This is a genomic window from Polymorphum gilvum SL003B-26A1 (assembly GCF_000192745.1).
GTDB lineage: Bacteria > Pseudomonadota > Alphaproteobacteria > Rhizobiales > Stappiaceae > Polymorphum > Polymorphum gilvum.
In genome coordinates this window covers 2290385-2312377 of record NC_015259.1, presented here as the reverse complement: position 1 = coordinate 2312377, position 21993 = coordinate 2290385, and the positions used below count along the sequence as shown (strand labels likewise).

The 21993-nt window shown below is 69.7% G+C and carries 23 protein-coding genes; 11 read left to right on the top strand and 12 right to left on the bottom strand.

Translation table 11 applies throughout. The features are described 5' to 3' along the window. Positions 1–2 precede the first annotated feature (2 nt). The 4 genes from SL003B_RS11080 to tpiA all read right to left on the bottom strand — a co-directional run bounded on the left by SL003B_RS11080 (position 3) and on the right by tpiA (position 4001). Entirely contained in the window at positions 3–845 is an 843-nt protein-coding gene (locus tag SL003B_RS11080; RefSeq protein WP_013652932.1) for a VOC family protein, read from the bottom strand. A gap of 155 nt (positions 846–1000) precedes the next feature. Further along, positions 1001–2629 carry a CTP synthase gene (locus SL003B_RS11075; RefSeq protein WP_013652931.1) on the bottom strand — a complete coding sequence of 543 codons (1629 nt, stop codon included), beginning with the start codon at positions 2627–2629 and terminating at the stop codon, positions 1001–1003. Between the two features lie 141 nt (positions 2630–2770). Further along, entirely contained in the window at positions 2771–3157 is a 387-nt protein-coding gene (secG, locus tag SL003B_RS11070) for a preprotein translocase subunit SecG (protein WP_013652930.1), read from the bottom strand. 85 nt (positions 3158–3242) lie between these two features. After that, positions 3243–4001 carry a triose-phosphate isomerase gene (gene tpiA / locus SL003B_RS11065; protein WP_013652929.1) on the bottom strand — a complete coding sequence of 253 codons (759 nt, stop codon included), beginning with the start codon at positions 3999–4001 and terminating at the stop codon, positions 3243–3245. Between the two features lie 241 nt (positions 4002–4242). On the opposite strand from tpiA, the gene SL003B_RS11060 reads away from it, so the two are divergent. From SL003B_RS11060 to SL003B_RS11040, 5 genes are read left to right on the top strand one after another with little or no spacing between them, the layout of a single operon-like run. Next, complete coding sequence (locus tag SL003B_RS11060) at positions 4243–6135, top strand: SurA N-terminal domain-containing protein (RefSeq protein WP_013652928.1); 1893 nt, start codon at positions 4243–4245, stop codon at positions 6133–6135. A gap of 40 nt (positions 6136–6175) precedes the next feature. Beyond that, positions 6176–7189 carry an anthranilate phosphoribosyltransferase gene (gene trpD / locus SL003B_RS11055; protein WP_013652927.1) on the top strand — a complete coding sequence of 338 codons (1014 nt, stop codon included), beginning with the start codon at positions 6176–6178 and terminating at the stop codon, positions 7187–7189. A 4-nt stretch (positions 7190–7193) separates the two neighbouring features. Next, a complete protein-coding gene (gene trpC / locus SL003B_RS11050; protein WP_013652926.1) occupies positions 7194–8024 on the top strand; it encodes an indole-3-glycerol phosphate synthase TrpC in 831 nt (276 codons plus the stop codon). Between the two features lie 4 nt (positions 8025–8028). Beyond that, positions 8029–8532: a cyclic pyranopterin monophosphate synthase MoaC gene (moaC, locus tag SL003B_RS11045; protein WP_013652925.1), complete on the top strand. Its 504-nt coding sequence runs from the start codon at positions 8029–8031 to the stop codon at positions 8530–8532. A gap of 1 nt (position 8533) precedes the next feature. Continuing rightward, positions 8534–9736, top strand: a complete 1203-nt coding sequence (locus SL003B_RS11040; protein WP_013652924.1) for a molybdopterin molybdotransferase MoeA — start codon at positions 8534–8536, stop codon at positions 9734–9736. Positions 9737–9743: 7 nt separating this feature from the next. On the opposite strand, the gene SL003B_RS11035 is transcribed toward SL003B_RS11040, so the two are convergent. Then, a complete protein-coding gene (locus SL003B_RS11035) occupies positions 9744–10649 on the bottom strand; it encodes a LysR substrate-binding domain-containing protein (protein ID WP_041375496.1) in 906 nt (301 codons plus the stop codon). A 227-nt stretch (positions 10650–10876) separates the two neighbouring features. On the opposite strand from SL003B_RS11035, the gene SL003B_RS11030 reads away from it, so the two are divergent. From SL003B_RS11030 to SL003B_RS11005, 6 genes are all read left to right on the top strand, one after another. Then, entirely contained in the window at positions 10877–11713 is an 837-nt protein-coding gene (locus SL003B_RS11030) for an HAD-IIA family hydrolase (RefSeq protein ID WP_013652922.1), read from the top strand. After that, positions 11713–12639: an ABC transporter permease gene (locus SL003B_RS11025; RefSeq protein ID WP_013652921.1), complete on the top strand. Its 927-nt coding sequence runs from the start codon at positions 11713–11715 to the stop codon at positions 12637–12639. The genes SL003B_RS11030 and SL003B_RS11025 overlap by 1 nt, the downstream gene beginning before the upstream one ends. A gap of 4 nt (positions 12640–12643) precedes the next feature. Continuing rightward, complete coding sequence (locus tag SL003B_RS11020) at positions 12644–13558, top strand: ABC transporter permease (protein ID WP_013652920.1); 915 nt, start codon at positions 12644–12646, stop codon at positions 13556–13558. A gap of 62 nt (positions 13559–13620) precedes the next feature. Further along, positions 13621–15168, top strand: coding sequence for an ABC transporter substrate-binding protein (locus SL003B_RS11015; RefSeq protein ID WP_013652919.1), 1548 nt, complete (start codon positions 13621–13623; stop codon positions 15166–15168). A 67-nt stretch (positions 15169–15235) separates the two neighbouring features. Continuing rightward, on the top strand, positions 15236–16108 hold the full coding sequence (locus tag SL003B_RS11010) for a metallophosphoesterase family protein (RefSeq protein ID WP_013652918.1): 873 nt from the start codon (positions 15236–15238) through the stop codon (positions 16106–16108). Continuing rightward, a complete protein-coding gene (locus SL003B_RS11005) occupies positions 16105–17847 on the top strand; it encodes an ABC transporter ATP-binding protein (protein ID WP_013652917.1) in 1743 nt (580 codons plus the stop codon). The genes SL003B_RS11010 and SL003B_RS11005 overlap by 4 nt, the downstream gene beginning before the upstream one ends. 7 nt (positions 17848–17854) lie before the next feature. On the opposite strand, the gene SL003B_RS11000 is transcribed toward SL003B_RS11005, so the two are convergent. From SL003B_RS11000 to SL003B_RS10970, 7 genes are all read right to left on the bottom strand, one after another. Continuing rightward, positions 17855–18388, bottom strand: coding sequence for a permease (locus SL003B_RS11000; RefSeq protein WP_013652916.1), 534 nt, complete (start codon positions 18386–18388; stop codon positions 17855–17857). Next, positions 18385–18924 carry a permease gene (locus tag SL003B_RS10995; protein WP_013652915.1) on the bottom strand — a complete coding sequence of 180 codons (540 nt, stop codon included), beginning with the start codon at positions 18922–18924 and terminating at the stop codon, positions 18385–18387. Before SL003B_RS10995 ends, SL003B_RS11000 begins: the two co-directional genes overlap by 4 nt. A gap of 162 nt (positions 18925–19086) precedes the next feature. Continuing rightward, a complete protein-coding gene (locus tag SL003B_RS22310) occupies positions 19087–20028 on the bottom strand; it encodes an energy transducer TonB (protein ID WP_013652914.1) in 942 nt (313 codons plus the stop codon). After that, the gene (locus SL003B_RS10985; protein WP_013652913.1) at positions 20025–20423 is read right to left on the bottom strand and encodes an ExbD/TolR family protein; all 399 of its coding nucleotides are present in this window, start codon (positions 20421–20423) and stop codon (positions 20025–20027) included. The genes SL003B_RS22310 and SL003B_RS10985 overlap by 4 nt, the downstream gene beginning before the upstream one ends. A gap of 20 nt (positions 20424–20443) precedes the next feature. Beyond that, positions 20444–20827 (bottom strand): ExbD/TolR family protein, encoded by a 384-nt coding sequence (locus SL003B_RS10980; RefSeq protein ID WP_013652912.1) that lies wholly within the window; start codon positions 20825–20827, stop codon positions 20444–20446. After that, positions 20817–21536: a MotA/TolQ/ExbB proton channel family protein gene (locus SL003B_RS10975; protein WP_013652911.1), complete on the bottom strand. Its 720-nt coding sequence runs from the start codon at positions 21534–21536 to the stop codon at positions 20817–20819. Before SL003B_RS10975 ends, SL003B_RS10980 begins: the two co-directional genes overlap by 11 nt. A gap of 19 nt (positions 21537–21555) precedes the next feature. After that, a complete protein-coding gene (locus SL003B_RS10970; protein ID WP_013652910.1) occupies positions 21556–21984 on the bottom strand; it encodes a hypothetical protein in 429 nt (142 codons plus the stop codon). Between the last annotated feature and the right edge of the window lie 9 nt (positions 21985–21993).

Below are 21993 nucleotides of genomic sequence, written 5' to 3'. Positions count from 1 at the left end.
CCTCACCGCCCCGCCCGGACCCGGCCGGTGCCGTCGAGCACCAGGGTCACGCCGAACAGCTCCGATCCCGGCACCACCTGGCGCTCGGTGCCCTCGTCGCCCTCCACGGCGATGGCGCTGATCGCCGGCAGGCGTGCGGGCAGCGCGTCGGCGGCGGCGTCGCCGAACATCAGCCGGAAGCCGACCGGCGTGAAGATCGAGATCCAGCCGCGCGCAGTCTCGACCTCGATGCCGAGGCTGGTCGCACGCAGCTCGCGCCGGCCGGCGAAGGCCTCTAGGAAGATGTGGTGGTCGGCCGGATCCTCGGCGACCAGGACGACGTCGGCGAGCCGGCGCGCGCCGTTGGCGTGGCGCTGGTAGTCGGCCTTCCAGAAATTCTCCGGATAGCGGTTGCGGCAGGTGAAGAAGCCGATGCCTGGGGCCTGCGGGTCGGCGGTGAAGGTCAGGTCGAAGCCGACCCGGGCGCTGCCGCCGTCCGGCGCCGCCGCCGTCCGCTCGAAGGCGAAGGGCTCGAACACCGGCAGGCCGGCGGCCGCGAAGGCGGCCCGGTCGGCCGCCGGGTCGGTGCTGTCCACCACCAGCATCGAGGCACCCACCCGTGCGGCGAGGAAATCCCGGTTGAAGGCCGCGAAGGAGAAGGCGCCCGGCGCGGGGTCGGCGATCGACGCTGCATCCTCGACCGCCAGCAGTTCGATGAAGGCGCCGTCGAGCTGGATCAGCCGGTTGGCCGTGCCGAACGGATGGCGCGCCTTCGGCGTCAGCGTGAAGCCGAGCGCCTGCCAGACGGCGGCCGCCGCCTCCAGGTCGCGCACGGCGACGACGACATGATCGAGACCCCGCGACATCCCGCGTCCTCCCCCTGTCCCGGCCTGTGTCCGGGCCTGTGTCCGACTTGTCGCCCGGGCTTGTGTCCGACTTGTCGCCCGGGCTTGTGCCCCGCAGATGGTTCGCCGCGTCCGCGCCGGGCCGCACCGGTCATTTCAGATCAGATCAGGCCGAATCAGACCAGGCGGCTGCGCTTGACCGCTGCCGCGATGAACGAGGCGAACAGCGGATGCGGTTCGAACGGCCGTGACTTCAGCTCGGGATGGTACTGCACGCCGATGAACCACGGGTGGTCGTCGATCTCCACGGTTTCCGGCAGCACACCGTCGGGCGACGTGCCGGCGAAGTTCAGGCCGCAGGCCTCCAGCTGATCGCGATAGCCGATGTTGACCTCGTAGCGGTGGCGGTGGCGTTCCGAGATCGTCGTCGTGCCGTAGATCTCGGCGATCTTCGAGCCGGCCTTCAGCCGTGCCGGATAGGCGCCAAGGCGCATGGTGCCGCCGAGGTCGTCGCCGGCGACGCGCACTTCCTTCTCGTTGCCGCGCGTCCATTCCGTCATCAGGCCGACCACCGGCTCCTCGGCCGGGCCGAATTCGGTGGAACTCGCCTTGCCGATGCCGGCGAGGTTGCGCGCCGCCTCCAGCACCGCCATCTGCATGCCGAAGCAGATGCCGAAATAGGGCACGTTGCGCGTGCGGGCGAAATGGGCGGCGGCGATCTTGCCTTCCGCGCCGCGCTCGCCGAAGCCGCCTGGCACCAGGATGCCGGCGACGCCCTCAAGATAGGGGCTCGGGTCCTCCTTCTCGAAGGTCTCCGATTCGATCCAGTCCAGGTTGACCTTGACATTGTTGGCGATGCCGCCGTGCACCAGCGCCTCGATCAGCGACTTGTAGGCGTCCTTCAGCACGGTGTACTTGCCGACGATGGCGATGGTCACCTCGCCTTCCGGATTGTCGACCCGGCGCGAGATCTCCTCCCAGCGCTCCAGCACCGGCGCCGGCGCGCCGGTGATGCCGAAGGCGCGCAGCACCTCCTCGTCGAGGCCCTCGCGGTGATAGGCGATCGGCACGTCGTAGATCGACTTGACGTCATAGGCCGGAATGACCGCGCTTTCGCGCACGTTGCAGAACAACGACAGCTTGCGCCGCTCGTTGTCCGGGATCGGCCGGTCGCAGCGCACCATCAGGATGTCCGGCTGGATGCCGATGGAGCGCAGTTCCTTCACCGAGTGCTGGGTCGGCTTGGTCTTCATCTCGCCCGCGCTCGGCAGATAGGGCATCAGCGTCAAGTGGATGTAGACCGCATCGCCGCGCGGCAGGTCGTTGCCGAGCTGGCGGATCGCCTCGAAGAACGGCAGGCCCTCGATGTCGCCGACCGTGCCGCCGATTTCGACCAGCACGAAGTCGACGTCGTCGTTGCCGTCCAGCACGAAGGCCTTGATCGCGTCGGTGACGTGCGGGATCACCTGCACCGTGCCGCCGAGATAGTCGCCGCGGCGCTCCTTGGCGATGATCTCCTGGTAGATGCGCCCCGTCGTGATGTTGTCTTTCTTGCTCGCCGGCCGGCCGGTGAAGCGCTCGTAGTGACCGAGGTCGAGGTCGGTCTCGGCGCCGTCGTCAGTGACGAATACCTCGCCGTGCTGGTAGGGGCTCATGGTCCCCGGATCGACGTTGAGATAGGGGTCGAGCTTGCGCAGCCGCACCTTGTAGCCGCGTGCCTGGAGCAGCGCTCCCAGAGCCGCCGAGGCCAGACCTTTGCCAAGCGAGGAGACCACGCCGCCAGTGATGAAAACGTATCGCGCCATGGAGCAATACCATATCGTTGCCGGGGCCGATTCGGCCACTCGGTCGTTGTGGTTAGACACAATAAAAATGCCCTGCCGCCGCCAGCGCAGGGCATTTTTGCCAGGGGCCGGCCAGCGCCGGAAAGGCTCCGGCGTGGCCGCTTACTGCGCCGCCGGAACCTGCGGGCCGGTCGGCTGGCTCTGCTGGCGCAGCGCGTCGAGGATGCCGCCGCCAGCCGGCGCCTCGCCGCCCGGGGCCGCCGGCACAGCCGGCGCGCTCTCGCCCGCCGTCGGCACCGCGTCGAGGATCGACGACGGCCGGTCGCCGGTCTTGGCGATCAGGCTGAGCGCGATCGAGGTTGCGAAAAACACCACGGCCAGCACCGCCGTCGCCCGGGTCAGCACGTTGGCCGTGCCGCGGCTGGACATGAAGCCGCCGCCGCTGCCGCCGCCCATGCCGAGCGCACCGCCTTCGGAGCGCTGAAGGAGGACGACCAGCACGAGGGCCAGCACGACCATCAGGTGAATTACGATAACTACCGTTTCCATGGTGGGCCGATGTGTTGTTGAGCTTTGCCGGCCTTCTACACCAGTCTCCGCCCGCTTTCCACCCTAGAAGCCGCCCGGCGCGCCGTCAGCGGTAGGCGGCCAGGATGCCGAGGAAGTCCGCCGCCTTCAGGCTCGCGCCGCCGACCAGCGCGCCGTTGACATCGGCCACCGCCATCAGTTCGGCGGCGTTGGCGGGCTTCACCGAGCCGCCGTAGAGCAGCCGCATCGCCGCGCCCTCGGCGCCGAAGCGCGCCGTCAGCGCGGCGCGGATCGCGCCGTGCACCTCGGCGACGTCGGCCGCCGTCGGCGTCAGCCCGGTGCCGATCGCCCACACCGGCTCGTAGGCGACGACGCAGGTCGCCGCGCGCGCGCCGTCCGGCACCGAGCCGGCGACCTGCGCGCCGACCACCGCCAGCGTTTCGCCGGCGCGCCGCTGCGCCTCCGTCTCGCCGACACAGACGATCGCCGTCAGCCCGGCGCGCCAGGCCGCCTGCGCCTTCGCCCGCACCAGGGCGTCGCTCTCGTTATGGTCGGTGCGCCGCTCCGAATGACCGACGATCACCGCGCTGGCACCGGCATCGGCCAGCATCTCGGCAGAGACGTCGCCCGTATGGGCGCCCGAGGCCGCCGCGTGGCAGTCCTGGCCGCCGACCGCGACCGCCGTGCCGGCGGCCGCCTCGGCCAGCCGCGCCACCAGCGTCGCCGGCGGGCAGATCATGGTGTCGACCCGGGTCGCCAGGGCGGCGTCGATGCCGCCCGCGATCGCGGCGAACTCCGCCACGCTGGCGCCGAGGCCGTTCATCTTCCAGTTGCCGGCCACCAGCGGCCTGATCGTCGCAGTCATGGTTCGCTACGCCCCCACGCGGTTCGAAGGTTGCTTTGCCGCCTTGGCTAGCAGATGCGGCGCAAAGCGCAAGACCGCCCTGTGCCGCAGCCGCTGCAGGCTTTGCCGCGCCGGCGCCATTTTCGCCCCGCGACGCGCCTTGCTCCCCCGCCGCCCGCTCTCTATTATCCGCCCGCCTCGACGAGGCCATGCAAGCCGGGCGCACGCCCGCGCAGACCTATAAGGACGGACGGGAGACATCATGCTCGACGCGCTGCGCAAGGGCGCCGGCACCTTCGTTGCCAAGATCTTCATCGCCCTGCTCATCCTGAGCTTCGCGGTCTGGGGGATCGCCGACATCTTCCAGGGCTTCGGCCGCAACGTCGCCGCCAGGGTCGGCGACACCGAGATCTCCCTGCAGAGCTTCGACCAGGCCTACCGGCGCGAGCTGTCCGCCCTGTCGCGCCAGATCGGCCGGCCGCTGTCGACCACCGAGGGTGCTCAGATCGGCCTGCCCCAGCAGGTGCTCGGCCGCCTGGTCGCCGAAGCCGCCCTCGACGACGACGCGCGCGCCATGACCCTCGGCATCTCCGACGCCGAGCTGATCCGGGTGATCCAGGCCGACCCGGTGTTCCAGCGTCCCGGCGGCGGCTTCGACCGCGCCCGCCTCGCCCAGTTGCTGCGCGCCAACGGCATCTCCGAGGACGACTATGTCGTCGAGCGCCGCCGTCTGGCCGAGCGCCAGCAGATCGCCGAGGCGCTGAGCGGCAGCCTGATCTCGCCGCAGGTCCTGCTCGAGGCCTTCAACGCCTACCAGAACGAGACCCGCACGGTCCGCTACCTGCTGCTGACCCCGGCCGCCGTCGGTTCCATCGCCGAGCCGGACGACGCCGCGCTGGAGGCCTATTTCGACGACAACAGGGCCGCCTTCCGCGCGCCCGAATACCGCCGCCTCGCCCTCCTCGAGCTGACCCCCGACGCCGTCGCCCGGCCGGACGAGGTCACCGACGCCGACGCCCGCTCCGCCTATGAGCGCGCCGGCAGCCGCTTCTCCGAGGACGAGCGCCGCCGCGTCCGCCAGATGCCGTTCCCCGACGCGGACGCCGCCCGTGCGGCCGCCGAACGCCTTGCCTCCGGCGCGAGCTTCGCCGAGCTGATGGCCGAGCGCAATCTCGCCGAGGCCGACGTCGACCTCGGCCTGATGCGCAAGTCCGACTTCCTCGATCCGGCCATCGCCGAGGCCGCCTTCGCGCTTGACGAGGGCGCCGTCAGCGGCGCCGTCGAGGGCCGCTTCGCCACCGTCATCCTCGAGGCCGCCGAGATCCGCCCCGCAGCGACCCGCCCGTTCGAGGAGGTCCGCGACGAGCTCAAGCAGGAGATCGCCCGCGAGCGTGCCGAACGCGAGGTGCTCGACATCCACGACGAGATCGAGGACGCCCGCGCCGGCGGCGCCGCGCTCGCCGAGATTGCCGAGCGCTTCAAGCTCGCCCTCGCCACGCCGCCGGCGCTCGACGCCACGGGCAAGGCCGAGACCGGCGCGACGGTTTCCTTGCCGGACGGCGACGGCCTGCTGCGCGAGGCCTTCGACAGCGACGTTGGCATCGAGAACGACCCGCTGCCGCTCGGCGAGCGCGGCTTCGTCTGGTACGAGGTCGCCGAGGTGATTCCCGCCCGCGACCGCCCACTCGACGAGGTGCGCCCGTCCGTGGTCATCGCCTGGGGCGCTGCCGAACGCATCAAGCGCCTGGCCGATCTTTCTGCCGGCACCGCCGACCGGCTGAAGGCCGGCGAGAGCCTGGACGTCGTTGCCGCCGACCTTGGCCTGGAGGTGAAGACCTCCGCGCCGCTCAAGCGCGCCACCGACTCGGGCGACTTCACGGCCGCGGCCGCCGGCAGCGCCTTCTCCGGCCCGGCCGGCACCGTCGCCGAGGCCGCCGGCAAGGACGGCAACCGGATCGTCATGATGGTCGACGCCATCTCCAGCCCGGCCTTCTTCATGGAAGCCGACGAGGTCAAGGCGATCGACGAGCAGGTTGCGCGCCAGCTGCAGGATTCCCTGCTCAACCAGTATGTTTCGGAAATCGAACGCACCCGCGGCGTCGAGGTGAACCAGGCCGCGATCGCCCAGGTCCTCGGCCTCGGCGGCGGCAGCTAGCGGCCGGAGCCCGGACGCGGCGCGGAGGAAACGAACGACCATGAGCACGTTCAAGGGCTTCATCGCCAGAATCGCCGGCGGCGGCACGCTGAGCCTGTCGGAGGCACGAGAGGCCTTCGACATCATCCTGTCCGGCGAGGCGACGCCGTCCCAGCTCGGCGGCTTCCTGATGGCCCTGCGCATGCGCGGCGAGACCGTCGAAGAGGTCACCGGCGCGGTCGCCTCCATGCGCGCGCGCATGCTGACCGTCAAGGCGCCGGACGATGCCGTCGACATCGTCGGCACCGGCGGCGACGCCACCGGCAGCTACAACATCTCGACCTGCGCGGCGCTGGTCGTCGCCGGCTGCGGCGTGCCGGTCGCCAAGCACGGCAACCGCTCGCTGTCGTCGAAGTCCGGCGCCGCCGAGGCGCTCGCCCAGCTCGGCGTCAATATCGACATCGACCCCGAGCGCATCGCCGACTGCATCGACCGCGCCGGCATCGGCTTCATGTTCGCCCCCCTCCACCACGCGGCGATGAAGCACGTCGGCCCGACCCGCATCGAACTCGGCACCCGCACGATCTTCAACCTGCTCGGTCCGCTGTCCAATCCGGCCGGCGTCCGCCGCCAGATGACCGGCGTCTTCGCGCCCGAATGGGTCGAGCCGCTCGCCCATGTGCTGAGGAACCTCGGCTCCGAGCACGTCTGGGTCGTGCACGGCTCCGACGGCATGGACGAAATCACCACCACCGGCCCGACCCGGGTCGCCGAGCTCAAGGACGGCAGTGTCCGCTGTTTCGAGGTCACCCCGGAGGACGCCGGCCTGCCGCGCACCGATTTCGAGCAGCTCAGGGGCGGCACGCCGGAGGAGAACGCGGCCGCCCTGCGCTCCGTGCTCGCCGGCACGAAGAATGCCTACCGCGACGTGGTGCTGTTCAACGCCGCCGCCTCGCTGATCGTCGCCGGCCGGGTCGCAACGCTGAAGGACGGTGTCGCGATGGCAGCCGCCTCGATCGACAACGGCGACGCCCTCGACCGGCTCGAGCGGCTGGTCGCGATTTCGGACGGATAGCGCCATGGCCGACATCCTGCAGAAGATCGAGGCCTACAAGCGCGCGGAGATCGCCGCGGCCAAGGCCGCCGTGCCGCTGGCCGAGCTTGCCGCCCGCATCGCCGACGCCGGGCCGCCGCGCGGTTTCCTGCGCGCCATCGAGGCGAAACTCGCCGCCGGCGCCTATGCCCTCATCGCCGAGATCAAGAAGGCGAGCCCGTCCCGCGGCCTGATTCGCGCCGACTTCGACCCGCCGGCCCTCGCCCGCGCCTACCAGGCCGGCGGCGCCGCCTGCCTGTCGGTGCTGACCGACACGCCGTCGTTCCAGGGCCGGCCGGAATACCTCGGCGCCGCGCGCGCCGCCGTCTCCCTGCCGGCCCTGCGCAAGGACTTTCTCTACGACACCTACCAGGTCCACGAGGCGCGCGCCTGGGGCGCCGACTGCATCCTGATCATCCTCGCCGGCGTCGACGACGCCACGGCGAAGGCGCTCGAGGACACCGCCTTCGAACTCGGCATGGACGTGCTGCTCGAGGTCCACGACGAGGCCGAGCTGGAGCGCGCGCTGCGCCTGTCGTCGCGCCTCGTCGGCATCAACAACCGCAACCTGAAGACCTTCGAGACCCGGCTGGAAACGAGCGAACGGCTCGCCCCGATGGTGCCGGCCGACCGCATCGTCGTCGGCGAATCGGGCCTGTTCACGCCCGCCGACCTTGCCCGCATGAACGCCGTCGGCATCTCCACCTTCCTGATCGGCGAAAGCCTGATGCGCCAGGACGACGTCGAGGCTGCCACCCGCGCGCTGCTGGCGCGTCCTCAGTCCGCGACCGGCGCCGCGGCGATGACGGCGGGATGACGGCATGAGCGCGCGCGGCGACCAGTCCCACCTGACCCATCTGGACGCCCGGGGCGCGGCGCATATGGTCGACGTCTCCGACAAGGCGGTCACCAGCCGGATCGCCGTCGTCACCGGCACGGTCACCATGGCGCCCGAGACGCTTGATCTCATCGTCGCGGGCAACGCGAAGAAGGGCGACGTCCTCGGCACCGCGCGCATCGCCGGCATCATGGCGGCCAAGCGCACGCATGAGCTCATTCCGCTGTGCCATCCGCTCGCCCTGTCCAAGGTCACCGTCGACATCGAGCCCGATCCGGCCCTGCCCGGCCTCAGGGTGCGCGCCATGGCCAAGGTGACCGGCCAGACCGGCGTCGAGATGGAGGCGATGACGGCCTGTTCCGTCGCCTGCCTGACCATCTACGACATGGCCAAGGCCGTCGACCGCGGCATGGTCATCGGCGACATTCGCCTGGAGGAAAAGTCCGGCGGCCGCTCTGGCCACTGGCGTACCGAGGGAGCCGACTGACATGAGCCTGATGCCGGTTGCCGAAGCGCGCGCCCGCCTGCTCGACGGCGTGGCGCCACTCGGGACGGAACAGGTGCCGCTGGCCCAGGCGAACGGCCGCGTGCTCGCCGAAGATCTCGCCGCGACCCGGACCCAGCCGCCGTTCCCGGCCTCCGCCATGGACGGCTATGCGGTCCGCCTCTCCGATCTCGAAACCCTGCCCGCGACGCTTGAGGTCGTCGGCGAGGCGCCGGCCGGCCACGGCTTTGCCGGCGCGCTCGCCCCGGGCCAGGCGGTGCGCATCTTCACCGGCGCGCCCGTTCCCGAGGGCGCTGACGCGATCCTGATCCAGGAGGACGCCCGCCGCGACGGCGACACCGTCACCGCGCTGGAACGGCCCGCGCCCGGCCAGTTCATCCGCCCCGCCGGCCTCGACTTCCGCAAGGACGAGGCCCTGATCCATGCCGGCGCCCGGCTCGACTACCGCACGCTTGCTCTCGCCGCCGCCATGAACCACGCGAGGCTGCCGGTCCGCCGGCGTCCGCTCGTCGCCATCGTCGCCACCGGCGACGAACTGGTGCCCCCCGGCGCCGAACCCGGCCCGGACCAGATCATCGCCTCCAACCACGCCGGCGTCGCCGCGCTGGTGGAGGACTGCGGCGGCACGCCGCTCGACCTCGGCATCGCCCCCGACGACCAGACCGCCATCGCCGCCAAGGTCCGCGAGGCGTTGCAGGCCGGCGCCGACATTCTCGTCACGCTCGGCGGCGCCTCGGTCGGCGACCACGACCTCGTCCAGGAAGTGCTCGGCGGCGAGGGCATGGACCTCGCCTTCTGGAAGATCGCCATGCGCCCGGGCAAGCCGCTGATGGCCGGCCGGCTCGGGTCCATGAAGGTGCTCGGCCTGCCCGGCAATCCGGTCTCCAGCCTGGTCTGCGCGCTGCTGTTCCTGCGGCCGCTGATTGCTGCGATGCTCGGCCGCAGCCCCGACCTGTTCGAGGAAACCGCTGTGCTCGGCGGTCCGGTGGCCGAGAACGACCGCCGCCAGGACTATCTGCGCGCGACGCTGTCGCGCCACGACGACGGCACCCTCGTCGTCCATCCCTTTGACCGGCAGGACAGCTCCATGCTGGCGCTGCTGGCGAAGTCCGGCGCCCTCATCGTCCGCGCCCCCTTCGCCCCGCCCCTCCACGCCGGCACCCCGGTGCCGATCCTGCGCCTCTGAGGCGGCCTCAGCACGGCGCCTCCCGGCCGTCCGGGCCTTCCTGCTCGGCCCGGAACGCGCGCACCGTCGCGAAGAAGGCGTCGTGCAGCAGGCTTTTCTCGTCAGCGAGCGCGAAGGCGGACTCCTCGTATTCCTTGACCATCTCGGGCACCGTCAGACGGCGCACCACGTCGGTGCGCGCCGTCCCGTGGCGCCACATGAAGCCGACGCCGAGACCGTTGACCACCGCCTCGTAGACCGCGTCGCGCGTGTCCAGCGTCAGCAGCGGCACCGGATCGAAGCCGGCTGCCCGGAACGCCCGGTCGACCACGCGCTGGGTCGACGAGCCACGCGTGCGGAAGATCAGCGGCTCGCGCACCAGCCGGGCGCAGCTGACCTCCCGCGCGGCGGCAAGCGGAGTGTCGGGATGGACGATGGCGACCACGTTCTGGCGCATCAGCAGCTCGCGCCGGAACCGTCCGTCGCGGGGCACGTCCGGCAGCACGCCGATGTCGACCTCGCGCGTCAGCACCGCCCGCGTGACGTCCTCGTGCGATCCGGTCTCGACCGCGATCTCGATGCTCGGGTGGCGCTTGTGGAAGGCTGCGATCAGCGCCATGCCGGGCATCGAGTTGCCGAGCCCGACCGTCAGCCGGCCGTTCAGCAGCGTGTTGTGCCGGGTCAGGATCCGGGTTGCCACGCGCTCCGCCTCGGCCATCCGCTCGGCCACGTCGCACAACTCGCTGCACACCGGCGTCGGCAGCAGGACGCCGTTCTTGCGGTCGAACAACCGCACCCCGTATTCCGTTTCCAGCTCTCGCACCTGGCGTGACACCGCCGGCTGGGAAATGCGCAAGGCGCGCGCCGCCGCCGCGAAAGAGCCGCTGGCAGCGACCGCATTGACCGCCCTGATCCTGGAAAGCGTCACCGACATCGTCCGACGGACCCCTTTTTCGCGCCAGCCAAAGCAAAGGTTTGGCCGGCTCGTACTTTAGGGTTGGTCTGTTACGGCCACGTCACAGTCGCACGACAGTTTGCTCTCGTTCGCAGCGCCCGGCCCTCCCTCCCGACGCCCGGCCGAGCGGACATCCGAGACCCCGGCCACCCGATGGCCATCGAACGCCGGCGCGGGCCCTTGCCTGTGCCCGCGGGAAAGACGCAATGCTGGCAAGAACGACAAGACATGTCCCGGCCCTCGATCCGGCCCTGGTCGCCGGGTATGATGCGGTGCTGTGCGACCTCGACGGCTGCCTCGTCTCCGACGGTCGCCTCCTCGACGGCGCCGCCGGTTTCGCCGCCGCCGCCGCCGACCGTCTGTGGCTCGTCTCCAACAATTCTTCCGACACCGCCGACAGCCTGTCCGCGCGCCTCGCCGGCATGGGGCTTGTGATCGCACCCGGGCGGATCCTGCTCGCCGGCGAACAGGCCGTGCGCGTGCTCGCCGCCGAGCGTCCCGGCGCCCGCCTGTCGCTGCATGCCGAGGAACCGATCCGCCTCCTGGCCGACGGCCTCGGCCTCGACCTCTCACCCGACCGGCCCGACGTCGTGCTGCTCGCCCGCGACAGCCGCTTCGCCATCGCCGGCCTGACATCGCTGCTTCGGGCGGTCCGCGCCGGCGCCGACCTCTGGGTCACCAACCTGGACCGCACCCACCCCGGAGCCGACGGCGAGCCTGTGCCCGAGACCGGCGCCCTTCTGGCGGCGGTCCGGGCCTGCTGGCCGGAGGTCCGCTACCGCGCCTTCGGCAAGCCCGAGCGCGCCCTGGTCGACCTCGCCCTCGCCCGCGCCGGCGTACCGGCCGACCGCTCGGTCTTCGTCGGCGACAACGCCGAGACCGACGGCGCGGCCGCCGCCGCCGCGGGGATCGACTTCCTCCACGTCGCCGCTCCCACGCTCGCACCCGGCACCGCCGCTGGCCGCAGCACCTCCCCGGCAGCGGGTCGGCCGGAGTCCGGCGGCGATCCGGTGCCTTTCCGGACACATGTAGGAGCCTTGTGATGCTGGCCTTCGCGCTCCGCACCCTGGTCAAGATGGCCGTTACCCTGTTCGTCATCGTGACGCTGGTGTTCTTCGCCACGCGCCTGTCCGGCAACCCCATTGATTTCGTCATCGGTGAAGGTATCACACAGGAAGACCGCGCCCTGCTGATCGCCTACTACGGCCTCGACGGCTCGGTCTGGACCCAGTACTGGCGCTACCTGGCCGCCATCGCCGATGGCCGGTTCGGCCTTTCCTTCCTTGAGCGCAGGCCCGTCGCGGAGATCGTCGCGGAGCGGATCTGGCCTTCGTTTCAATTGCTTGTCAGCGCCGTCGGGTTCACCCTGCTGGTCTCCCTGCCGCTTGGCGTGCTGGCCGCGCTATACCGCAAGTCCTGGCTCGGCAGCGCCGTCATGGTGGTCGCCTTCCTCGGCTATGCGGTGCCCAACTTCGTCATCGCGACCCTGCTGGTGCTGGTGTTTTCCTACACCCTCAACTGGCTGCCGGTCGTCGGCAACGGCACGCCGTGGCACTTCCTGATGCCCACGCTGGCGCTCTCCGGCGTCCTCGTCGCCGCCCTCACCCGCTTCACCCGCAACGCCATGCTCGACGTCCTGAGCCAGGACTACATGCGCACCGCGCGGGCAAAAGGCCTTTCCGAACAGACGGTTATCCTGAAGCACGGGCTCCGCAACGCGGCCATCACGATCCTCTCCGTGATCGGCCTCCAGGTCGCCGGCCTCGCCGCTGCCGGCAGCGTCGTCATCGAAGCGATCTTCGCCTGGCCGGGCATCGGCCACCTGCTCGTGCGCTCGGCCCTGCTGCGCGACTACCCGGTCCTGCAGTTCGGCGTGCTGACGGTCGCCGTCGCCGTCGTCGTCATCAACGCGCTGGTGGATATCGCCTATGCCTACGCCGACCCGCGCATCCGCTTGGCCAAAGGATAAACCCATGACGGACCTCGCTTCCTCGCTCTCGCCCGCGGTTCGAGTCCGGCGCCTGCCGGCGTGGATAGAGCCGCTGGCGTCCCTGTGGACCCAGGCCAACTGGATCCAGCGCGCGGCCCTGCTGACCGCCCTTCTGCTGGTTGTCGTCGCCCTCGCCGCCCCCCTCGTCGCCCCCTTCGACCCCAACGCCCAGAGCCTGATCTCGCGCCTGCGCCCGCCCCTCGGCTTCGAGCGCTACAAGGCCGGCTTCCTGCTCGGCACCGACGAACTCGGCCGCGACATCTTCTCCCGCTGCCTCTACGGCCTGCGCCTGACCTTCGCCCTGGCCCTGATGGGAGCGATGCTGGGCCTCGCGATCGGCGGATTTCTGGGACTTCTGGCCGGTCTCGTCGGCGGCCTGTTCGAGGATTTCGTGATGGGGCTGGTCGACGCCCAGATCGCCATTCCCTTCACCCTCGTCGCCCTGCTCATCCTGGCCCTCTTCGGCAGCAGTCTGGAGATCATGATCCTCGTGCTCGGTCTCTACGGCTGGGAGCAATACGCCCGCATCGTCCGCGCAGAGGTGCGCAAGCTGGTGCAGATGCCCTTCATCGAGGCCGCCCGCGCCGCCGGCGCCGCGCCGCACCGGATCGCCTTCCGCCACATCCTGCCCAACATCGCCTCGCCGCTGGTGGTGCAGTTCACCCTCAGCTTTTCCAATATCGTGCTGTTGGAATCGACGCTGTCCTTCCTCGGCCTCGGCGTCCAGCCGCCGACCGCGACGCTCGGCTCCATGGTCGGCATCGGCCGCGACTACCTGCCGACGGCACCGTGGATCGTCGTCGCCCCGGCCGTGATGATCCTGTTCCTCACCTTCGCCGTGCAGATCCTCGGCGACTGGCTGCGCGACCGCGCCGACGTGCGCCTTCGCGCTCGCTGAAATCCAAGAACAGAAGCCGCAAAGGCCGCAGATTCCCTCTCAACAAGCCTTGGAGGCTTACGATGAAGAAACTTCTGGCAACCACTGCCCTCGCCTCGGTGCTCGCCACCGGCGCCTTCTCCGCCGAACTGACCGTCGGCGCCGCCAACGTCTCCAGCTACCTGGATCCGGGCCGCGACCATTCCAACGTCGGCTCGCAGTTCTACTACAACGTCTTCGACACGCTCATCGGCCGCAACCACGACACCACCGAAACCGAATGGGTTCCGGCGCTGGCGACGTCCTGGACGCTGATCGAACCGACCGTCATGGAACTCAAGCTGCGCGAAGGCGTGACGTTCCACAACGGCGAGGCCATGACCGCCGACGACGTGGTGTTCTCGCTCAACCGCATGTTCCAGGCCGAGTTTCCGCCCTACCAGGTGCGCTCGCGCGACCGGCTGAACAATTTCGACCGGGCCGAGAAGGTCGACGACTACACCGTGCGCGTCCACGCCAAGCGCGCCGAGCCGCTGTGGGAGACGCTGCTGAATCTGCAGCAGGTCATGATCGTTCCCGAGGACTACACCAAGTCGCTCGCCGGCGATCCGAACGCGATCGAGAACGACGACTACGAGGCCTTCTCGCTCAAGCCGGTCGGCACTGGCCCCTATCGCGTCGCCGAGTTCGTTCCGGGTGAACGCATCGTCTGGGAGCGCTTCGACGGCTTCTGGGGCGAGAAGGCGCCGCTCGACCGGGTGACGGTCAAGCACATGCCGGAAACCGCCTCGCGCATCACCGCGCTGAAGACCGGCGAGGCCGACATCGTCACCAACATCGCGCCCGACCAGCTCGCCCTGATCGACAGCGATCCGGCGATCAAGGCCGCCGGCGCTCCGACCGCGCTGTTCCACGTCATGATCATGAACCAGAACCATCCCAAGCTGAAGGATGCGCGCATCCGCCGGGCGCTGTCGCTGGCGATCGACCGCGACACCCTCAACGAGGCGCTCTGGCTCGGCAAGGCGGTGGTGCCCTCCACCCACACGATGGAGGAATTCGGCCAGCTCTACATGCCCGAGCTGACCACCTTCGAATACGATCCCGAACAGGCGAAGGCACTGCTCAAGGAGGCCGGCTACGACGGCTTCGAGATTACCTTCGACACTGCCGCCGGCTACTACACCAACGGCCTGCTCGCCGCCCAGGCGATCATGGAGATGTGGGCCGAGGTCGGCGTCAAGGGCAAGGTCAACGTCGGCGACAAGTGGACCGGAAACTCGCCGGACCTGATGGTCCGCAACTGGTCCAACCCGATGTATTTTGCCGATCCGTTCGGCAGCTTCGGCGTCATGTGGGCGCCCGGCGGTCCGTCGCAATCCGAAGGCCGGTTCAACACCGACGCCGACTATGCCGAGATCTGGGACCGCTTCCGCTTCTCAGGCGACGTCGAACTGCGCCGCGCCGCCTACGCCGAACTGATGGAGAAGATCAAGAACGATCCCCCGGTCCTGCCGCTTTACCGCCCCTATGAGTCCTGGGCGATGAAGGCGGGCATCGACTGGGCGCCCAAGCCGGGCCACATCCCCTACGTGCTCGATTTCCGCGCCGGCTCGATCTCTTTCAACTGACATGAAACGAGGACGCCGCCGGTCGGCGGCGTCCTCTCCTCCCCATTCTGCCAAGGAAGATCTGCCCGTGTCCGTCCGCATCTGCATCGTCACCGACATCCATCACGGCGCGCCGTCCGCCACCAAGCGCGGCGACACCGCCCTCGACCTGATGGGGGAATTCGCCCGCTTCGCCAACGACGCCCGCCCCGACTTCGTCCTTGATCTCGGTGACCGGATTTCCGACGTCGACCGCGACGCGGACCTCGCGCTTCAACGCGAGGTCGCCGAAGCCTTCAAGGCGGTCGACGCCCCGATCCATCATCTCAATGGCAACCACGACCGGGATTATCTCGAGGTCGAGGACAACGAGGAGATCCTCGGCCAGCCGATGGGCAATACCGTGATCGATGCCGGCGACTGGCGCATCGCGCTGTGGCGCGCCGATGCGAAAATCCTGCGCACGGCCGACCATTCGGGCTTCGTGCTGCGAGAGGCCGACCTGCTCTGGCTGTCGCGCCTCGCCCAGACGGCGAACCGGCCGCTGCTGGTCGTCAGCCACGTGCCGGTGTCCGGACACGCTCAGACCGGCAACTACTATTTCGAAAGGAACCCCTCCGCCTCGACCTATCCGATGGCCGAGCGCGCCCGCGCCGCGCTGGCCCAGGCCAGGGTGCCAGTCGCCTGCATCGCCGGGCACGTCCACTGGAACACGGTGACGACGGTCGACGGCATCACGCACCTGACCCAGCAGTCCCTGACGGAAAGCTTCACGACCCGCGGCGAACCGGCCGGCGCCTTCGGCATGCTGGAACTCGACGACACCATCCACTGGCAGGTGCACGGGCGCGATCCGTTCCGCTTCAGCTTCAGGCCCACCGCGGAGCGCTGGACCCCGCCCCTGCCCGATTTCGCCGCCCATCCCGAATTCTCCGCGCGCCGCAAGGGATTGCTCAAATGACGCATCCGGTGATCAGCGTCGAGGACCTGTGTGTCCGCTTCGGCAGCCATGACGCGGTGAAGGGCCTGTCCTTCGCCATCGCGCCGCGCGAGACCCTGGCGCTGGTCGGCGAGTCGGGGTCGGGCAAATCCGCCACCGCACTGTCGATCCTGCGCCTGATCGAACGCGAAGGCGGCCGGATCGCGTCCGGCCGCATCCTGCTGCGCGACGGCGACGCCGAGATCGACCTGACCGCCCTGTCTGACGCGGATCTGACCACGGTGCGCGGCAACCACATCTCCATGGTGTTCCAGGAACCCATGACATCGCTCAATCCGGTGCTGACCATCGGCGACCAGGTCGGCGAGGTGTTCATCCGCCATCGGGGCATGGGCGCGCGTCAGGCGCTCGCCGCCGCCCGCGACGCCCTCGACCAGGTCCGCATCCCGGAGCCTGCGCGCCGGCTCGCCCAGTATCCGCACGAGTTGTCGGGCGGACTGCGCCAGCGCGTCATGATCGCGATGGCGCTAGCCTGCCGTCCGCGTCTCCTGATCGCGGACGAGCCGTCGACCGCGCTCGACGTCACGACGCAGGCCGAAATCCTCGATCTCATCCGCAGCCTGCAGGAGGAGATCGGCATGGCTATCCTTTTCATTACACATGATATGGGCGTCGTCGCCGAAATCGCCGATCGCGTGGCTGTGCTGCGCAACGGCGTCAAGGTCGAGGAAGCGCCCGTGCACGCCCTCTTCGCCGCCCCGAAGGCCGCATATTCAAGGCAGCTGATGGCGGCGACGCCGAAGCTCGGCTCGGGAACCTGCGCCAAGCCGGCCGGATCCGGATGCGTGCTCGAGGTGAAGGACCTGTCGACGCGGTTCCCGCTCCGCTCCGGACTGCTGAAGAGAGTGCAGGCGGAGATCCACGCGGTCAGCAACGTCTCCTTTTCGCTTGCCGAGGGCGAAACCCTCGGCCTGGTCGGAGAATCCGGCTGCGGCAAGTCGACCCTCGCCCGCTCCGTCCTGCGCCTGATCGAACCGGCCGCAGGCACGGTGCGACTCGCCGGACAGACGCTGACCGGCCTGTCCGCGGACCGGCTGCGCCCTGCCCGCCGCCATGCCCAGATGATCTTCCAGGATCCCTTCGCCAGCCTCAACCCGCGCCTGCCGGTCCACGAGCTGGTTACCGAACCGGCGCGCATCCATGGCCTGGTGACGGCCCGCGATCAACGCGACCTCGCGGTCTCGCTGATCGAAAAGGTTGGCCTTGAGGCGGATGCCATCCACCGCTATCCGCACCAGTTCTCCGGCGGCCAGCGTCAGCGCCTGTGCATAGCCCGCGCACTCTCGGTGAAGCCGAAACTCATCGTCGCGGACGAGGCGGTCTCGGCTCTCGACGTCTCGATCGCCCGGCAGGTCACCGACCTGATGCTCGACCTGCAGGAGCAGGAAGGACTGGCCTTTCTTTTCATTTCACATGACATGGCTGTGGTCGAGCGCCTCAGCCACAGGATCGCAGTGATGTACGGCGGCCGGATCGTGGAAATGGGACCGAGCGCCGAAATCCTCGCCAATCCGCGCCACAGCTACACCAAGCGGCTTCTGGCCGCCGTTCCGACGCCCGATCCCGAACGCAGGCGGCAGGACCGCTCGCCTGTCGCCCTGTCCGCGCCGGTGATCGTCCGCCCTCGCGGCGAAACGGTTCCCGAACTGCCGCTCCAAGAAATCGTCCCGGGCCATTTCGTACGGACGGAAGCGGCCTGATCCGCATTCACTGCGCCGGGGGAAGCGGCGCGGCACCCTCTCCGAGCCAGGCGAGCAGGCCGGCGGCGATCAGTCCGGCCAGCGGCGGCATCATGAACGTCGACAGCAGGCGGATCGCCGCGAAACGCCAGCCGAGCAGCGGCAGTTCGTAGGCGATCACGCGATGGAAGGCGAACACCGACCAGCCGACCAGGAGCGCGACCATCTGCGGCACGCCGGCGCCGAACTGCCACAGGAACACGGCGATCGGGAAGGACGACATCGGCCCGCCGGGCAACAGGCCGCCGGCAACCGAGGCAATCAGGATGCCGGTCGTGCCGCTGTCGCGACCAATCGCCGAGACGATCCACTCGGCCGGGATGAGCTTCGATAGGAACGACGCCGCCAGCAGCGCGAAGACCAGCCGCGGCACGATCGACAGGCCGGTCTTGAGGGCGAAGTCGCCTGCCCCTCGCAGGGCCGGCACACCGCCTTTGCGTACGGCGGCGCCGCCCAGGACGACGACGATGCCCCACAGCAGGGCGACGATGGCGACGGTCATTCGGAGCTCCCGCCCTTGAGTTTCAGACTCGTATGCTCGACGATAAGACGGGCGAAAATGCCGGCCAGAAGCGGCAGCGGCAGGCAGACCACGAACCGCAACAGTGCGAATTCTGGCCCCATGAACGGCAGTTCCCAGACGACGATGCGGTGCAGGCCGATCAGGGCCCAGGACACCAGATAGGCGACCAGCGCGCCGACGTCGGCGCCGGAGGTCCACAGCGCATAGACGAGCGGAAACGAGGTGAACGGTCCCCCGGGCGTGACGATGCCGGCGACGGTGGCGACGAGGAGACCGCGCAGGCCCGACTCCGCTCCCAGATACTCCGCGGCCGTATCCTTGCTGATCAAGGCCTGTGCAAACCCGCCGATCAGCAGGCCGGCAGCGATCTGCGGCAGGACCATGACCAGCAGGCTCGCGGCTTCGATCGTCGCCTGCCAGGCGGCGTCGCCACCCTCCAGAGCGTAGCAGGCAAGACCCGACCCTGCCGCGAGAGCCATGAAGATGCCGGTCGCCTTGTCGAGCTTGAGGGTCATGTCCTGAACCGTTTCCGCGCCGCTCAGTCCCGCTCCCGGGAACCGGACCGCAAGCGTGCAGGCGGGAGGGCTCCCGCCGCTCCGAAGGGGTGCCGCCACAGCCTAGTCGATTCGGTCGCCGCATGCCGTCTCGCGGACGACCCGTGGCCGACCCTTCCGGCCTCAGCGGCTGGAATATTGCACCGGCACGCTGAAGCTGAGCGTCGCGGAACGGATCTCCGGCGGAAACGCCGGCATGGGGGACGCCCGGCGCATGAGCTCGAGCGTCGCCTGGTCGAAAACCGGATGGCCAGAGGACTTCGCGATCGCGACGCCGCTGACGCTGCCGTCCCGCGCCACGGTGAAGCGCAGGACAACGACGCCGGAGATGCCGGCGCGGCTGGCTTCGCGCGGATACTGCTTTGCCCGTCGCAGCCTGGACAGGACCTTGCCCTTGTAGTTCGACGTCGCCGCCAGTCCCTGATCGCCGACCGAGGCGTCCGCACGCCCGATCGCGTTCGAGCCCCCGTCCGCCGAGGTCACGCGTTCGCCACCCCGGCGCGCGGCCGTTTCCGCGCCGCGCGGTTTCGGCGCCGTCCTGGGCTTTTCCCGCGCCGGCGGCGTCTTCGCGACGACGGGCTTCTGCGTTGGAGCCGGCGGCACCGCCTGCGCTTCCGGTGGCCGGACCGGTTCCATGGCCTGCATGGGGACCTGGTCCACCACCGTCGCGGTTGCGGGCGGCTCCAGAGACGCCTCGAGGGGCGTCGCCTGCGTCGGCTCGACCGCCGTCTCCACCGTGACCGTATCCGTCACCCCCGCCTGCACTGGCGTCACCTGAACCGGTGTGACGGCCGCCGCCCCTTGCATCGGCCTGACCGTTTCCACCGGCCGCAGCGGTGCGACGACCGCCTCGTTCACCGGCTGGAGCGGTTCGGCGTCGGGTTCGACGGCCTCGGCATCCGTGCCGACGACCAGATCGTGCAGCGAGCCGACGACGGAGACCGCGCCGCCGAGCGAGGCTTCGACCTGCGCGCCGTCGTCGCGCGCATTCATCACGGCCGACCCGGCGGCATGCAGGCCGGCCGACAGCACCAGACCGAACGCGAGGAGGCGCGACAGGTTCACTTCTGGACCTTTCTCGTGATCAGGACCACCTCTTTCGCTCCGCTCCCGGCAAGCTGTGCCAACACCTCTTCCAGCCGGTCTGCCGGCAGGCCACCGTCCGCGGCGATGCGCAGGCTCCCTGCGCCGGTCTCGGCAGCCGCCTGCGTCGCAAGATAGTCTTCAAGGGTGACCTCCGCGTCGCCGAGAAACAGGCGTCCCTCGCTGTCGATCACGAGGGCGCCGGTCGAGCGGACGTTCTCGTCCTCGCTGATGTTGGCCGGTGGCTCGATCCTGCGGGCGTCGTCGCGCGCGACGGAGCCGGCAAACAGGAAGAAGATCAGCATCAGGAACACGATGTTGATCAGCGGGATCGTGTTGTCCGGCACCGCCCGGCGGCTGGGAACCTTCAGTCGCATGTCGCTTCTTCCGTCCGCGTTCAGTTCCTGTCGGTGAGCAGGACCGTATCAAGGCCCACGGCCCGCGCCTCGACGATGACGTCGATGACGTCCTGCACGCTTGCCGCGGGCCCCGACCAGACCGCCACGGTCCTCGCCTCGTCCTCTCCGAGACTGCGCAGGCGTTCCGCCATCTCGTCCTTCGCCAGCGGCAAGCCGTTCAGATCCATGCTGTCGGCGGCATGGATCCGCAGCAGCGCCGGGCGGATCTTGGCGCCGCCCCCCGAGGCGCCGCCGGCAACCGGCACCAGCTGGTATTTCGTGAAGGACGAGGCCAGCATGAAGAACAGCAGCAGCAGGAAGATCACGTCGATCAGCGACGTCAGGCCGACGGCCTTGCGCCGCGCCCTTAGCCTAGAGCGCATGGCGGGGTCCCAGGGCCTGCGGCTCCATGGCGACGACCTTGCCGGCCGGCCGTTCGGCCGCCGCCCCGGTGAAGAACGCCGTCACTAGCGCCTCCATTTCGTTCTGCTCGCGTTCGATGATGCCGTCGAACCAGCCGACCACGGCGGACACCGGGATGGCGATCGACAGTCCGACGGCGGTGGTCAGCAGCGCGACCCAGATGCCGCCGGCCAGCACCGAGGGGTCCACTGCGGCGCCGGCGCCCTGCATGGCCCTGAACGCCTCGATCATGCCGAGCACCGTTCCGAGCAGGCCGATCAGCGGCGCGGTCTGGGAAATCATGTCCAGCGGCCGCAGATAGGCGCGCAGGGCCGCCAGTTGGCCGAGACAGACGCGCTCGATGTCCTCGCGCAGCAGCTCGCTCCTGGTGCCCTGCTGGGCGCGGCCGTGGATGAGCTTGAGCAGGATCCCGTTCTGGACCGACCGGCCCGCCCGCACCAACTTGACCGCCTCCTGCTCGCGTCCGTCGAGGACCAGGCCGAGCGCCTTGCGCGCGTCCGCGTACCGGCCGACACCAGCAAGGGAGAACTGCAGCAGCTTCGCGATGACGAGACCGACGGCCACAACCGACATCACCAGCAGGATGAGCACCACCGGCCCGCCGGACTCGACCAGATCGGCCAGGGGGCGGGCGAAGGACGGCACATGCGCGCCTAGATCGGACAGCATGGAAAACTCTCTTGATTGGCTACAGGATCAGGTCGATGGGCAGTCGGGATTTTAGCCGCAGCCTGCCGAGGCAGGAGCCGGGCGCGACGGCGACACCGTCGCAGGTGCGCACGTCGTTGACCAGAAGCCGGGATACCTCTTCGCACGGCGATTTCGCGACATCGTACTGCTGGACGCGGGTCTTTCCGGCGGGCAGCGCGCCGAGGTCGACCCCGGCATAGCCGGACACGCCCTCGTCCTTGTCGAACACGACGAGATCGACGGCAAGGGCCGTGAGCGGCTCGCTCATGTCGTTGCGCACCAGCAGCGTGACCCGGCACGCGCCGCCGACGGTCTCGGCCTTGTTCAGTTCCAGGACCAGCCCTCCGCCCTCCTGCCCCGCCGCGGTCGCGAAGGCCGGCGCGCACAGCAGGACCGCAACGGCCAGGATTCGAAGCGAACGGATCATGCGGAAGCT

Bases quoted from the DNA above. Each gene is read 5' to 3' on its own strand.
- SL003B_RS11030 (WP_013652922.1), top strand. From the start codon at position 10,877: ATGCTGGCAAGAACGACAAGACATGTCCCGGCCCTCGATCCGGCCCTG.
- SL003B_RS10980 (WP_013652912.1), bottom strand. From the start codon at position 20,827: ATGCGCTCTAGGCTAAGGGCGCGGCGCAAGGCCGTCGGCCTGACGTCG.
- secG (WP_013652930.1), bottom strand. From the start codon at position 3,157: ATGGAAACGGTAGTTATCGTAATTCACCTGATGGTCGTGCTGGCCCTC.
- SL003B_RS11060 (WP_013652928.1), top strand. From the start codon at position 4,243: ATGCTCGACGCGCTGCGCAAGGGCGCCGGCACCTTCGTTGCCAAGATC.
- SL003B_RS10970 (WP_013652910.1), bottom strand. From the start codon at position 21,984: ATGATCCGTTCGCTTCGAATCCTGGCCGTTGCGGTCCTGCTGTGCGCG.
- SL003B_RS11075 (WP_013652931.1), bottom strand. From the start codon at position 2,629: ATGGCGCGATACGTTTTCATCACTGGCGGCGTGGTCTCCTCGCTTGGC.
- SL003B_RS11040 (WP_013652924.1), top strand. From the start codon at position 8,534: ATGAGCCTGATGCCGGTTGCCGAAGCGCGCGCCCGCCTGCTCGACGGC.
- SL003B_RS10985 (WP_013652913.1), bottom strand. From the start codon at position 20,423: ATGCGACTGAAGGTTCCCAGCCGCCGGGCGGTGCCGGACAACACGATC.
- trpD (WP_013652927.1), top strand. From the start codon at position 6,176: ATGAGCACGTTCAAGGGCTTCATCGCCAGAATCGCCGGCGGCGGCACG.
- SL003B_RS11035 (WP_041375496.1), bottom strand. From the start codon at position 10,649: ATGTCGGTGACGCTTTCCAGGATCAGGGCGGTCAATGCGGTCGCTGCC.
- SL003B_RS10995 (WP_013652915.1), bottom strand. From the start codon at position 18,924: ATGACCCTCAAGCTCGACAAGGCGACCGGCATCTTCATGGCTCTCGCG.
- SL003B_RS11000 (WP_013652916.1), bottom strand. From the start codon at position 18,388: ATGACCGTCGCCATCGTCGCCCTGCTGTGGGGCATCGTCGTCGTCCTG.
- tpiA (WP_013652929.1), bottom strand. From the start codon at position 4,001: ATGACTGCGACGATCAGGCCGCTGGTGGCCGGCAACTGGAAGATGAAC.
- SL003B_RS10975 (WP_013652911.1), bottom strand. From the start codon at position 21,536: ATGCTGTCCGATCTAGGCGCGCATGTGCCGTCCTTCGCCCGCCCCCTG.
- SL003B_RS11020 (WP_013652920.1), top strand. From the start codon at position 12,644: ATGACGGACCTCGCTTCCTCGCTCTCGCCCGCGGTTCGAGTCCGGCGC.
- SL003B_RS11025 (WP_013652921.1), top strand. From the start codon at position 11,713: ATGCTGGCCTTCGCGCTCCGCACCCTGGTCAAGATGGCCGTTACCCTG.
- SL003B_RS11015 (WP_013652919.1), top strand. From the start codon at position 13,621: ATGAAGAAACTTCTGGCAACCACTGCCCTCGCCTCGGTGCTCGCCACC.
- SL003B_RS11080 (WP_013652932.1), bottom strand. From the start codon at position 845: ATGTCGCGGGGTCTCGATCATGTCGTCGTCGCCGTGCGCGACCTGGAG.
- trpC (WP_013652926.1), top strand. From the start codon at position 7,194: ATGGCCGACATCCTGCAGAAGATCGAGGCCTACAAGCGCGCGGAGATC.
- SL003B_RS11005 (WP_013652917.1), top strand. From the start codon at position 16,105: ATGACGCATCCGGTGATCAGCGTCGAGGACCTGTGTGTCCGCTTCGGC.
- moaC (WP_013652925.1), top strand. From the start codon at position 8,029: ATGAGCGCGCGCGGCGACCAGTCCCACCTGACCCATCTGGACGCCCGG.